The following is a 12177-nucleotide window of genomic DNA, read 5'->3' as shown; positions in this document are numbered from 1 at the left end:
CTGATAACGTTTTTTCTGTGTAGAGATTTAAGTGCATGACCAAGATTGTTGCGCTGCATAGCTCGCAAAGCCATAGCGGGCAGTGGCGGTTTCTAGCGAAGGCGCTGCGTACGTTGCGCGCCGGTAGCGAAAACGATAACACTAACGCCCGCCCTTCATTGGCGGGCGTTGCTTTTCCAATGCCTGAGTTTGTGGCGGCTGATTTAGTTGGCTATGGCAAAGGCGCTCCATTAACCAAGCCTGCTGCTGAGTTTCGCTTAGCTAATGAGCTAGCGATGTTGCAGAATGCGCACCAGTTCGCTGAGAACCCTTTTGCTGCACATACTAGCTGCGCTCCGGGAGGCCCTGAGCCAGTATTTCTAGTAGGGCACTCGTATGGTGGCGCGGCGGCGTTACGCTGGGCATTAACTTACCCTGAACAAGTACAGGGATTGGTGTTATATGAGCCGGTAAGCTTTCATGTGCTAGCAAAGCATACTCCTGCTCGCCAAGAAATTGTGGATATAGCGCGGCAAATGGATGAGCGTTCGAACGCCGAAGCGGCAGCTGCTTTTGTTGATTACTGGAATCAACCCGGCTATTTCGCCAAGCTGCCTGAGGCAGCACGCACTATGATGATCGCACAGCAAACGAAAGTGCAGGCGGATTTCCATGCGTTGATTGATGAACCCACTGCGTTAGCAGAATATGCGGCTATCCAGTGCCCGGTAGTGCTGTTTCACGGTGTACAATCGCCACTTTCTAGTCGCACTGTGGCTGAGAATCTAGCCAACACCTTGCCCAACTGTATTCACTTAGATGTGGATGCAGGGCATATGGCGCCGTTGGTTGCCGCCGATAAAATTACACCTTTATTGATTAACGCCTTGCGCTCCATGCAAGCAATTCCTGAGTATTGATACTCGTAGTAGGAACCCGGTGCTAAGCTTTATGTTGGCGATTTGCCACATAATAAACTTAACGCGCCAGATGTGAGAACCCGATATGCGCCACTTATGGCCTGAAACGAAAAAGCTTGGTTTACTAACCGGCCCAATTTTAATTGCGCAACTTACGCAGATGCTGATGGGAGTGGTAGACACCCTGATGGCGGGGCGCGTAGGCGCAACTGATTTGGCTGCTGTTTCTGTGGGCGGCTCGGTGTGGGTGCCACTTACCTTGCTAGTTTTTGGCCTTGGCCTCGCCCTGGCGCCAGTTATTTCTCATTGTGATGGCGCTAATGAGCGCAGCCAAGTGGCGCGGCACTTCCAACAATCATTGTACACCTGCATTATTGGTGCAGTACTTACCGGTATTTTGTTGTATTTAGCGCCGTACTTTTTAGGTGTGCTGGATGTGGAAGAAGATTTCCGCGATAAAACCATCGCTTATTTGCGTTATATCATGTGGGGCCTGCCAGCCTTTGTATTGTATGTAGTGTTGCGTAACCTCTGTGAAGGTTTATCGCATACCATGCCATCTCTGGTGATTGGGATTATTGGGTTGCTGATCAATATTCCTGTGAACTACATCTTTATTTACGGCAAGTTAGGTATGCCGGCTCTTGGAGGCGCTGGTGCTGGTGTGGCTTCAGCTATTGTACTTTGGGGTATGGCATTAAGCTTGTTGGGCTATGTGTTGGTGGCCAAACGTTACAAGAAGGTAGCACCCTTTGCGAAATTTTATCCGCCGAACTGGGATGATATTACCCACTTTGTGCGCTTAGGCTTTCCGATATCGATGGCTCTATTCTTTGAAACCAGCTTGTTTGCCGCGGTGGCCATCCTTATTGCGCCATTGGGCGCTATCGTGGTTTCGGGCCACCAAATTGCGCTGAATGTTTCCTCGTTGGTGTATATGTTCCCGTTGAGTTTGAGTATGGCGGTAACCTTACGGATTGGCTTTGCTCTGGGTGCCCAACGCTCGGAAGACGCCATGAATGCATTTAAAGTGGCGTTGCTGCTTGGGGTGAGTTTTGCCACGGTAAACGGCTTAGGGATGTGGTTAGGGGGCCGTTGGTTGGCTTCGTTGTACACTACCGACGCCGAGATCATTGCGCTGGCTAGCACGTTATTGGGTTTGGCCGCTATTTTCACGATATCCGATACGTTCCAAGCGATTTCGATTGGCGCTTTGCGGGGCTATAAAGATACCCGGGCTTCCATGATTGTTACCCTTATTGCCTACTGGCCTTTTGGTTTAACCGTGGGTGTAGTGCTGGGGCTTACGGATCTGATTGTGCCACGGATGGGCGCTGCAGGGTTCTGGATTGGCTTTATTTCCGGCTTAAGTGTGGCAGCGGTAATGCTCACGGTACGCTTGTACCGTGTACATCACAATTGGGAACTGCAGGGCAAAGCGCACGCGGATTAGCGTTAGCGCTCTGGATTAGCGCTTGCGCTGGCGCAGCACAGCCACTACATCGGCAAGTGATAAATCACGCGCCTGCAACACTACTAACAAGTGATAGAGCAAATCGGCACTTTCGTTTAGTAAGGCTTCATCGTTCTGTACAACTGCGGCAAGTGCCACTTCAACACCTTCTTCGCCTACTTTTTGGGCACAGCGGCGAATACCATCATTGAGCAATTTTGCCGTGTAACTGGAACCCGGGTTTCCCGCGGCCAAATCTGCTTTGCGCGCAGCAATCGTGCGTTCCAATTCAATCAGCTCACTGGCAACAGGTTGTGCGGCCGGTAGCCAACAGGTTTCATTACCAAGATGGCAGGTTGGCCCTTGCGGCCGCGCTTGCACTAGCAGGGCGTCGGCATCGCAATCACCGGTAACTGAATCGAGTAGCAGTTCATGGCCTGAACTTTCGCCTTTCATCCATAAACGCTGCTTGCTACGGCTAAAGAAGGTAACTTTGCCAGTGCTGAGGGTTTGCGCAAGCGCTTCTTGATTCATGTAGCCTTGCATGAGCAAACGGCCACTTTCGCTATCTTGCACCATGGCTGGCAATAAACCATCCATTTTTGCCCACGCAAGTTCAGTGCTATTTTCGTTGGTAATGATCATGCGTTTTCCTTAGTAGCGAATAGGTACACCGCTATCGCGCAAATTTTCTTTTAGTGTGTTGATGGCAATCACGCCTTTGTGAAATACCGATGCCGCTAGTGCACCATCAACATTGGCTTGCTGGAATACTTGGGTGAAATGTTCTATCGCGCCGGCACCACCGCTAGCAATCAAGGGTACATTGCAAATTTGCCGAATCGCTGCGAGCTGTTCGATATCGTAACCTTGGCGCACGCCATCTTGGTTCATACAGTTGAGCACAATTTCGCCAGCACCGCGGTGGATTACTTCGCTCACCCAATCGGCGGTTTGCCACGTAGTTTTCTGGGTGCGGCCTTCATCGCCAGTGAATTTATATACTTCATATTCACCGGTTTCGGCGTTGTAGAAGCTATCTACACCAATCACCACACACTGCTGGCCGAATTCATCCACTAGCTCGTTAATCAAATCTGGGCGGCGCAGGGCAGGTGAGTTCACCGAGATTTTATCGGCGCCCATGGCTAAAATTTCCCGCGCTTGCTCTACGCTTTGGATGCCGCCGGCAACCGCGAAGGGAATATTAATTACTTCCGCTACCCGGCTTACCCATGATTTATCCACCACGCGGTTATCGGCGCTGGCGGTAATATCATAAAATACCAGCTCATCGGCGCCTTCGGCGGCGTAGCGGGTGGCTAAGGGTACGATATCACCCACAATTTCATGATTACGAAACTGTACGCCTTTCACCACTTGGCCATCGCGAACATCTAAACAGGGAATTATGCGTTTTGCCAGCATGCGAGTGCCTCCTCGAGGGTGAACTTCCCGGTAAGCAAGGCTTTCCCGAGAATCACGCTATCGCAATTCTGTGCTTTTAGCTCGGTTAAATCATTCAGCCCAGCAACACCGCCAGAGGCTTGCCAAGCAATGCTTGGATATTGCTTCTTGAGCTCGCTATATAAGGCCACATTGGCGCCGGTAAGCGTACCATCGCGGCTAATATCGGTGCATAACACATGGCGCAAGCCGGCAGCGATATAGGCTTGCAGCACGGCATCGAGGGTAACATTACTTTGTTCTTGCCAGCCTTCGGTAGCGAGCCAGCGTTGGCCATCTGCATCGATGTGGATATCGAGCGCCAAAACGATGGCTTCGGGACCAAACTCGTGCAGCCAGGCTAATACTTCGGCTGGATCTTTTACCGCTTTCGAGCCAATTACTGCGCGTTGTACACCGGCGGCAAGTAATTGCTGCACATCACTTTTGCTGCGAATGCCACCGCCCGTTTGTACCGGTAGGCCTGTTTGCTTGGTGATTTCAGCCAGTAAAGCGAGTTGCCGTTTGGCCGGGTTGCGAGCGCCATCAAGATCAACTAAGTGAATAAATTCGGCACCGCTATCGCGGTACTGGCAAGCCACTGCTACGGGATCGCTTGAGTAGGTGGTTTGTTGGGCGAAATCGCCTTTTACCAGCCGTACTACTTGGCCATCAATTAAATCTAATGCTGGAATTAACATGAAAACTCCAAGAAATTCTGTAAAACATGGGCGCCATCTACACCAGAGCGTTCAGGGTGAAACTGCACGCCAATGAAGTTGTTATGGGCAATAGCGGCAGAGAACGGCATGCTGTATTCGCATGTGGCAATCGTGCTCGAGCCGATTGGCGCGGCAAAGCTATGCACATAATAGAACCACGGTTGCGTTAAGCCTTTAAAGATTGGGTGTTGTTCGCCTTGTTCGTTCACGGTGCTGGTTTCGTTCCACCCCATGTGCGGAAGTGGCATGTTTGCCGCAGCTTGCATGCGCTCGATACTGCCGGGGATTACGCCGATGCAATTTACATAGCTTTCTGCAGCCGCAGTGATTTTTGCGGTTTGGGCGGCAATTAACGAGCCTTTACCTACTTCTGCGGAGCGCTCGGTAAGCATTTGCATACCTAAACAGATACCTAATACGGGCTGGGTTAAGGCTTGCAATACGGGCACTAAACCTAGGCTTTCGAGCGAGCGCATGGCTGCACCCGCAGTACCTACGCCGGGTAAAACTACGTGGCTAGCGGCCTTGATTACTGCAGGATCGGCGCTAATGGTTGGAGTAATACCCAAACGCCGAAAGGCAAAATCAACCGATGCCAAGTTCGCCACGCGGGTATTCACGATCACCAAGTTCACGTGTTCGAAACTCATGCCAAAACCCCTTTACTCGATGGCATTTCGCTACCACTTTTCTGAATAGCTTGGCGCAGGCCACGGCCGAACACTTTAAACAAACTTTCTACCTGGTGATGCGCGTTGCCTTCAGTGGTGCTGAGGTGCAGTGATACTTTCATGGTATCGCACAGCGAGCGGAAAAAGTGCTCTACCATTTGCGTACCCAGTTGGCCTACGGTTTCGGCAGTAAAATCGGCGCTAAACACCAAAAACGGCCGGCCGGAAATATCGAGAATACACTCAGCGCGGCACTCATCCATTGGCAGTACGAAGCCAAAGCGGCCAATGCCACGCTTATCGCCCATTGCTTTGTGTAATGCTTCGCCTAAAGCTAATGCGGTATCTTCAACCGTGTGGTGATCATCGATGTGCAAATCGCCTTGCACACTTATTTGTAATGAAAATCCGCCATGGGTGGCGATCTGTTCGAGCATGTGATCGAAAAAGCCCAAGCCAGTGTGAATTTTGATTGGCCCACGCTCATCCAAATTCACCTGAATATTAATATCGGTTTCTTTAGTAGTGCGAGTTACCTCAGCAGTACGCTGCTGTTGGGTAAGCTGCTTCACAATGGCAGGCCAGCCAAGCGCGATGCGTTCGTAACGAATGCCGGCAATCCCCATGGCCTCTGCCAGTTGCAGATCGGTATCGCGATCGCCAATTACTGCAGAGGTAGTAAAATCCACGCGGCCTTGCTGCAAATACCCTTTTACCAAGCCGAGTTTGGGCTTGCGGCAGCTACAGCTTTCGTGATCAAAGTGCGGGCAAATCAGCACATCTGCAAAGCGAATACCATGGGCGCTAAATAAATCCATCATGGCTTGATGTGGCGCATCGAAATCGGCTTGTGGAAAACTATCGGTGCCTAAGCCATCTTGGTTACTTACCATCACCAGAGTGTAACCGGCGGCTTGTAAATCTTGCAGAGCGTTAATTACGCCAGGCTCGTATACCAATTTTTCTAAGCTATCGAGTTGTTTATCGATTGCTGGCTCTGCAACGAGAGTACCATCACGGTCGATAAATAAAATCTTTTCAGCGGCCATTAGGCGAACTCCTCTGTTGCCGGTTGAAAGCTGGCAAGTACGCGCAGTAGCTCAATATTTTCTTCGGGGCTACCTACGGTAATGCGAATTGCTTGGCTAAGGCCAAGTTGGCTCGATTGATTGCGAATCAGTACGCCTTGGGCAATACAATGCTGCATTAGCGCATCTGCGTTGCGTACCTGAATAAGGATAAAGTTGGTAACGCTTGCATGCACCTGCTCTACCCACGGGAATTTTACCAGTTCTGGGGCCAGTAAGTTACGCTCGGCCACGATTTCTATCGTATCCTGCCGAGTTTTCAGCCGATCATCGAGGCGCAGCGCCTGCTGCGCAATTTGCACACTCATATCCGGCAATGGATACGGCGCCAATACCGGTAGCAAAGCTTGCACCAACGCTACAGAACCAATCGTGAAACCCACGCGAATACCCGCTAAACCAAAGGCCTTCGAAAGCGTGCGCATTACCACCAAGTTATCGAATTCCGGTAAGTAGCGCAGCATACTTACACTGGTTTGCAGATTGGGGTCAGTGAGCTTGGTGTCAGAGACAATGGGGTCAGAGACAACGGTGTCAGACACCGTGCTCACTGACCCCGATCTCTGCGCGGTTTCTTGGTAGAACTCGAAGTAGGCTTCATCTACTACCACTAGCGCGCGGCCTCGGCACATTTCGATTACGGCAAGCATATCGGCTTCTTGCAGCGGGTTGCCGAGTGGGTTCGAAGGGTTGCACAAGAACACTACTTTAATGGCGCCATTGGCGGCGTTTAGCGCTTGCTCTATAGCCGCTAAATCGAGTTGCCAATCATTGGCGCGCAGCGGCACCGCAACGGTTTCGTTGTGGTTAATTGATGCGGAAATCGCATACATGCCGTAAGTAGGGGGGCAAATCAGGATTTTATCCCGGCCCGGCTCGCAAAAGCTGCGGATCATCAGCTCAATACTTTCATCACTACCGCGGTGGCTAATCACTTGGCTGGCGGTAACACCTGCGTATTCAGCATAGGCTTGATTAAGTGGCTTATTCTGGAAATCTGGGTACCGATTCAACTCTTCGGTAGCCACTTGGTAGCTGCGGCCATAGGGCGATTCATTGGCATTTAGCCAAAGATTACCGCCGCTCATTGAGCGCCGCGCTGATGCATAGGGCGTAAATGTTTTTAAGTGCTCACGAAGCAAATCTTGCACGAATGTGGTGCTCATGGTTTGCCCTCTACTAGTGCAATATCCTGCAGAAAACGTTGGCTATCTAAACGCAATGAAACGGCACGTAAGTGCGCATCAAGGCTTTCTTCGGCCGCTAAATCAATAATACTGGTACCAAGATTTGCCAGCCCACGCGGCGTTACTTCTTGCACGGTATAGCGGCGATAGAAATCGAGCAAACCAAGGCTGCTGTAATTACGCGCAAAACCATAGGTTGGTAGCACGTGATTCGTACCGGTGGCGTAATCGCCCCCTGATTCTGGCGTGTAGTGGCCAACAAAAATGGAGCCGGCGCGGGTTAATTTTGGCAACCAAGTATTCGCATCACTAAGCTGCACACTTAAGTGCTCTGGTGCGTAGGTTTCGCTGATGGCCACCGCTTCGGTTAAATCCGCAGTAATGATTAGCGCGCTGGCTGCCAAAGCTTGGGTAGCAATTTCTACGCGCGGCAAGGCGGCTAGTTGTGTTGCCAGCTCTACGCGTACAGCATCTACTAAAGTTGCTGAAGGGCTCAATAAAATCACTTGTGAATCGGGGCCATGTTCTGCTTGGGAAAGCAGGTCTGCGGCCACGAATGCTGGCTCGGCGCTATCATCGGCAATAATTAATAATTCCGAAGGGCCAGCCGGTAAATCAATAGCAGGGCCACCGGCGCGTTGGCTTACTTGCTGTTTGGCTTCAGTAACATAGCTATTGCCGGGGCCAAATATTTTATCCACCGCAGGGATACTTTCGGTACCCAGTGCGAGTGCAGCAATGGCTTGCGCGCCGCCACCAAGATACACACCGGTAACACCGCATTTCATAGCGGCGTAACAGATAGCCGGAGTGAGCTCGCCAGAATGAACACCGGCTTTAGCGGGTGGGCTTATCAACACGCGCTCGGCACAATTAGCGATCTGGGCCGGAATCCCCAGCATCAACACAGTGCTGGGTAAGCTTGCGCTACCGCCGGGAATGTATAAACCTACTCGCGCCATCGGCGCAAATTTCTGCTGGCAAAGCACACCTGGCATGGTTTCTACCGTAATATCTTGCGGCTGTTGTGCTAGATGAAACATACGGATGTTATTGTATGCTTGATCGATAGCCGCTTTTACGTTGGCCGGTGTTTGCGCCGCTATTGCAGCTACGCGTTCTAATGGTAGCTCAGGGCTAGTAAGATCTACTCCATCAAAGCGCTTGGTAAGGGCAAGCAAGGCGTTATCACCTTGCTGTGCTACTTGGCCAATAATATCGCGTACTTGCTGTTGCAGCTTTGCGGAAACAGCTTGCACTGGGCGATCTAACAGCTGCTGTTGCTGCTCAGTTGTGGCTTGCTGCCAAACTACTGGCTGTGGAATTGCTGTATTTAACTGTGGCATACACTTAACCCATCATTTTTTCGATTGGCATAACCAAGATAGAGCTACACCCTAGAGCTTTTAGCTGCTCCATGGTTTCCCAGAATAGATTCTCGGTACTTACTACGTGCACCGCTACTTGGCTATCGCTGTGCGCAAGCGCTAATACCGTTGGCCGCTCGGCACCCGGCAAAATCGCTTCTACCTCAGCAAGCTTATCTTTCGGTGCGTGTAGCATAATGTATTTACTTTCTTTGGCGAGCTGCACGCCATCTAAACGGGCTAACAACTTATCAATTAACGCTTGCTTTTCAGTGCTTAGGGCTTCATCACGTTGTATGAGCTGCACTTGTGAGCGGAAAATTACATCTTTCTCCACCAAACCATTCGCTTCTAAGGTGGCGCCAGTAGATACCAAATCGCAAATGGCATCGGCCAAGCCAGCGCGTGGAGCCACTTCAACAGAGCCGGTGAGCATTACGGTGCGTGCATCAATGCCCTGTTTTGCTAGGTAATTTTCGAGAATTCGCGGATAAGTAGTAGCAATTTTTTTGCCCGCTAATTCGGTAATACCTTGGTAATTATCTTCTTTTGGTACCGCTACACTTAAACGGCAATAGCCATAATCTAAACGGCGTAGTGGGTTGAATGCACTTGGTTGCTTCTTGATAACACGCTCTAAGCGCTCTTCTTCGAGTACGTTTTCACCCACAAGGCCTAAATCAACCACGCCGTCCATTACTAAACCAGGAATATCATCATCGCGCACCCGCAGCAAATCTACTGGGTGGCTGGTGCTGTGCGCCATTAACCGTGCTTCATGTAAATTGAATTTCACACCACAGGCTTCGAGAAGCTTAAGCGATTCTTTACTCAAGCGGCCTGATTTCTGTACCGCGATAGTTAAGCGTTGGTTACTCATATTCATTATTCCCATTCTTTGTGAATCTAAATTTGTGAATTCGTGTGCTATTGATGGTTTGTAAAGCAACTAAAATAAGGCAAATAAAAAGCCCCGGTAAGGTACGCTTCCGGGGCTTGCTTAATGCTTTATTTGGGAAGGTACCGTGAACACGTACCTCCCAATACAGCAGAAGGCCGTTAATGGGGATGATGGTGATGATGTTTTACAACCACAGCAAACCACGGTGCACTAGTACCACCATTATTCTGCATGCTGAAGTTGTATAGAGAAAACATTATCTTGGCCTTTTATTCACGTTACAGTTTGTTGAAGTTGTATGAATTCTACGCGGCTGAAAAAAAAAGTGCAAGTAGAAATTTCAGCTTCAATGATACCGCTTAAAGGTTCGATTTAGCTTGCGATTACAAGCTACGTGGCAATGCCAAGAAGAAGCTGGTACCTTCACCGGGCTTGCTTTTCACGGTAATGTCGCCATGCAACTTCTGGCGCACTAAATTGTAAACAATAGGCATCCCTAATCCTGTACCACCTTCATTACGCTTAGTAGTGAAGAAGGGATCGAAGATTTTTGCCAGAACTCGTTCATCCATACCCGCGCCATTATCGCTGAAGGTGATCCGCACCTGATTGCCAGCAATGGTTTCGGCTGAGAGGGTTATTTCCCCACCGGGTTCGTTAAAGGCGTGGCGAATCGCATTGGTTACTAAATTGGTAATGATTTGTGCCATCGCCCCGGGAATAGTAACCATACGAATATCACTAGGTATATCGATACGATAGGCTACGCCTGCGCGGCGCATTTCAATCGATAGGGTAGACATCACTTCTTCTAGGTAACCGCGTAAATCAATTTCGCGTTTCTCGGCCACCATTTGGTCTACGGCGATCTGTTTAAAGTTACTAATGAGCGCGCCCACACGCTGTAAGTTTTTTTGCGTAAGGCTTAAAGAATCGGCGCCACGCTCAACAAAACTGGTGAGCTGTTCGCGGGTAAGGGTGCCTTTCTCTAAGTTTTCTTTCAGTACCACGATGCGATCGTTTACCATGCTGGTACCGGTGATAGCAACGCCAAGAGGCGTATTTACTTCGTGGGCAACACCGGCAACCAAGTTACCAAGGGCGGCCATTTTTTCTGATTCCACCAGTTTATCTTGCGCTTCATTTAGATCATTGAGGGTAACCATTAGCTGGGCCGCAGTTTTCCGCTTATTCAAGAACATGCCCACTGTGGTAAAGGCCAGCACCAGCGCTACTAAAAATGCTAAGCCAATAGCCCATAAGTAAAGGCGTTGGCGATCAATGGTACGTTCACGAGATGCAAGCAAAGCAAGTTGTTCCGCTAGGGCGTTACGTTGATCACGGAGCTGCTGTTGTTGCACCGATAACACGCTACGGTTGGCGGCAATGCGATTGGCAAGTTCATCGGATTCCAATTGCTTTTCTTGCAATTGCAGCTCTTTCTCATTTAGCTCACGTTCCTGTGCTGCGAGGGCAAGCTCGCTGCGCCGCAAGGTTTGTTGAATTTGCTGCAGTTGTTCTTCACGTTGCACTAACAATTGCCGCTGTAAATCCAGTTCGCCAAGCAGATCGCGCAGCGCTTGCTGCTGCGAATCTAACACTTGTTCTTTATCTTCCAGCGTGCCTTGTTGCGCGCGCAGCACATTATCGCGTTCGCGGATAGTTTGCTCGAGAATATCGATACGGTTCAGTAGCTGCCGGTTTTCGGTTGCAGCGGTGGCTAGTTCCTCAGTTGTTGCGGATAGCTCGTTTTGTAATAGCGCAAGGCGTTGGTAGGCTCTGCGCGCATACACAGTGAGTTCTAGCTCGGTACCGCGTAGGGTGAGTAAATCGGTGTTAGTGCGCAAGCCACTATCTTGGATACGCTCGTTGTTCACTTGGAAGGCGAGGCGATTTTGATTACCGCTGATGAGGTTAATCATCATTTCATCGCGCACTGGCGAATGTTCACTCACAATTAGAATTGCTCGAGCGCGGGTGGCATTGAAGGCACTGTTTAGCTGATGTGATGCACCTGGGGCGATATAGAGAATGTCTACTTCACTGGCCATGTTGGGCCGCGTAAGTAAACGCACATCTACGCGTAACCCTCGCACTGGCAGTAACGGTGCGGCCAGCAGTTGCTGATACACGGATTCATTACCAAGTACCCCGATGGTGAGTTGCTCACGAACCGATTCATTCGGCCAAGTAACATAGTTTGCTAGGTTAGCGAGATACGCTGCGCGTAATTCGGTGCCAGTAATTGGGGCGGCGGTATCATCATGCTGTAGGTTTGCTGATACAGGCGTTTGCTGCGCGGCATGGGCATAGCTAAACGGGCCGTTGATCAGCGTGCTGAACAGCAAAGAAGAAAGCAATAGTGAACAAATCAGCAATAACCGACGCATCATAACATTCGGCATCCTTAGTAACTTATGGAATAATGGCCATAGCATATCGC

Annotated in this window: 11 protein-coding genes; 2 read left to right on the top strand and 9 right to left on the bottom strand. The window is 50.2% G+C overall.

Features of this window, described 5'->3' with window-relative positions; all coding sequences use genetic code 11:
• The first annotated feature begins 35 nt into the window (after window positions 1-35).
• Both ACNA7P_RS03810 and ACNA7P_RS03805 read left to right on the top strand, forming a co-directional pair.
• Window positions 36-899, top strand: coding sequence for an alpha/beta fold hydrolase (locus ACNA7P_RS03810; RefSeq protein ID WP_416257286.1), 864 nt, complete (start codon window positions 36-38; stop codon window positions 897-899).
• 85 nt (window positions 900-984) lie between these two features.
• Window positions 985-2352: an MATE family efflux transporter gene (locus ACNA7P_RS03805; protein ID WP_416257285.1), complete on the top strand. Its 1368-nt coding sequence runs from the start codon at window positions 985-987 to the stop codon at window positions 2350-2352.
• A 15-nt stretch (window positions 2353-2367) separates the two neighbouring features.
• Here ACNA7P_RS03805 and hisIE read toward each other — a convergent pair whose 3' ends face one another.
• From hisIE to ACNA7P_RS03760, 9 genes are all read right to left on the bottom strand, one after another.
• Entirely contained in the window at window positions 2368-2997 is a 630-nt protein-coding gene (hisIE, locus tag ACNA7P_RS03800; RefSeq protein ID WP_416257284.1) for a bifunctional phosphoribosyl-AMP cyclohydrolase/phosphoribosyl-ATP diphosphatase HisIE, read from the bottom strand.
• A gap of 9 nt (window positions 2998-3006) precedes the next feature.
• Window positions 3007-3780 (bottom strand): imidazole glycerol phosphate synthase subunit HisF, encoded by a 774-nt coding sequence (gene hisF, locus ACNA7P_RS03795; protein ID WP_416257283.1) that lies wholly within the window; start codon window positions 3778-3780, stop codon window positions 3007-3009.
• A complete protein-coding gene (gene hisA / locus ACNA7P_RS03790; RefSeq protein ID WP_416257282.1) occupies window positions 3762-4499 on the bottom strand; it encodes a 1-(5-phosphoribosyl)-5-[(5-phosphoribosylamino)methylideneamino]imidazole-4-carboxamide isomerase in 738 nt (245 codons plus the stop codon). The genes hisF and hisA overlap by 19 nt, the downstream gene beginning before the upstream one ends.
• Window positions 4493-5170 carry a glutamine amidotransferase-related protein gene (locus tag ACNA7P_RS03785; protein ID WP_416257281.1) on the bottom strand — a complete coding sequence of 226 codons (678 nt, stop codon included), beginning with the start codon at window positions 5168-5170 and terminating at the stop codon, window positions 4493-4495. Before ACNA7P_RS03785 ends, hisA begins: the two co-directional genes overlap by 7 nt.
• A complete protein-coding gene (gene hisB, locus ACNA7P_RS03780; protein WP_416257280.1) occupies window positions 5167-6240 on the bottom strand; it encodes a bifunctional histidinol-phosphatase/imidazoleglycerol-phosphate dehydratase HisB in 1074 nt (357 codons plus the stop codon). Before hisB ends, ACNA7P_RS03785 begins: the two co-directional genes overlap by 4 nt.
• The gene (gene hisC, locus ACNA7P_RS03775) at window positions 6240-7445 is read right to left on the bottom strand and encodes a histidinol-phosphate transaminase (RefSeq protein WP_416257279.1); all 1206 of its coding nucleotides are present in this window, start codon (window positions 7443-7445) and stop codon (window positions 6240-6242) included. The genes hisB and hisC overlap by 1 nt, the downstream gene beginning before the upstream one ends.
• Window positions 7442-8812 carry a histidinol dehydrogenase gene (gene hisD / locus ACNA7P_RS03770; protein WP_416257278.1) on the bottom strand — a complete coding sequence of 457 codons (1371 nt, stop codon included), beginning with the start codon at window positions 8810-8812 and terminating at the stop codon, window positions 7442-7444. Before hisD ends, hisC begins: the two co-directional genes overlap by 4 nt.
• A gap of 4 nt (window positions 8813-8816) precedes the next feature.
• Window positions 8817-9713, bottom strand: a complete 897-nt coding sequence (gene hisG / locus ACNA7P_RS03765) for an ATP phosphoribosyltransferase (protein ID WP_416257277.1) — start codon at window positions 9711-9713, stop codon at window positions 8817-8819.
• A 404-nt stretch (window positions 9714-10117) separates the two neighbouring features.
• Complete coding sequence (locus ACNA7P_RS03760; protein ID WP_416257276.1) at window positions 10118-12127, bottom strand: YfiR/HmsC family protein; 2010 nt, start codon at window positions 12125-12127, stop codon at window positions 10118-10120.
• Between the last annotated feature and the right edge of the window lie 50 nt (window positions 12128-12177).

The sequence above is a fragment of the Aliidiomarina sp. genome (assembly GCF_047920995.1).
Lineage (GTDB): Bacteria > Pseudomonadota > Gammaproteobacteria > Enterobacterales > Alteromonadaceae > Aliidiomarina.
This window is presented reverse-complemented; position numbering and strand designations above follow the sequence as displayed.

What these genes read in the sequence shown, in the direction of transcription:
- ACNA7P_RS03810 (WP_416257286.1), top strand. Translation starts at nt 36, where the DNA reads ATGACCAAGATTGTTGCGCTGCATAGCTCGCAAAGCCATAGCGGGCAG.
- ACNA7P_RS03805 (WP_416257285.1), top strand. Translation starts at nt 985, where the DNA reads ATGCGCCACTTATGGCCTGAAACGAAAAAGCTTGGTTTACTAACCGGC.
- hisIE (WP_416257284.1), bottom strand. Translation starts at nt 2,997, where the DNA reads ATGATCATTACCAACGAAAATAGCACTGAACTTGCGTGGGCAAAAATG.
- hisF (WP_416257283.1), bottom strand. Translation starts at nt 3,780, where the DNA reads ATGCTGGCAAAACGCATAATTCCCTGTTTAGATGTTCGCGATGGCCAA.
- hisA (WP_416257282.1), bottom strand. Translation starts at nt 4,499, where the DNA reads ATGTTAATTCCAGCATTAGATTTAATTGATGGCCAAGTAGTACGGCTG.
- ACNA7P_RS03785 (WP_416257281.1), bottom strand. Translation starts at nt 5,170, where the DNA reads ATGAGTTTCGAACACGTGAACTTGGTGATCGTGAATACCCGCGTGGCG.
- hisB (WP_416257280.1), bottom strand. Translation starts at nt 6,240, where the DNA reads ATGGCCGCTGAAAAGATTTTATTTATCGACCGTGATGGTACTCTCGTT.
- hisC (WP_416257279.1), bottom strand. Translation starts at nt 7,445, where the DNA reads ATGAGCACCACATTCGTGCAAGATTTGCTTCGTGAGCACTTAAAAACA.
- hisD (WP_416257278.1), bottom strand. Translation starts at nt 8,812, where the DNA reads ATGCCACAGTTAAATACAGCAATTCCACAGCCAGTAGTTTGGCAGCAA.
- hisG (WP_416257277.1), bottom strand. Translation starts at nt 9,713, where the DNA reads ATGAGTAACCAACGCTTAACTATCGCGGTACAGAAATCAGGCCGCTTG.
- ACNA7P_RS03760 (WP_416257276.1), bottom strand. Translation starts at nt 12,127, where the DNA reads ATGATGCGTCGGTTATTGCTGATTTGTTCACTATTGCTTTCTTCTTTG.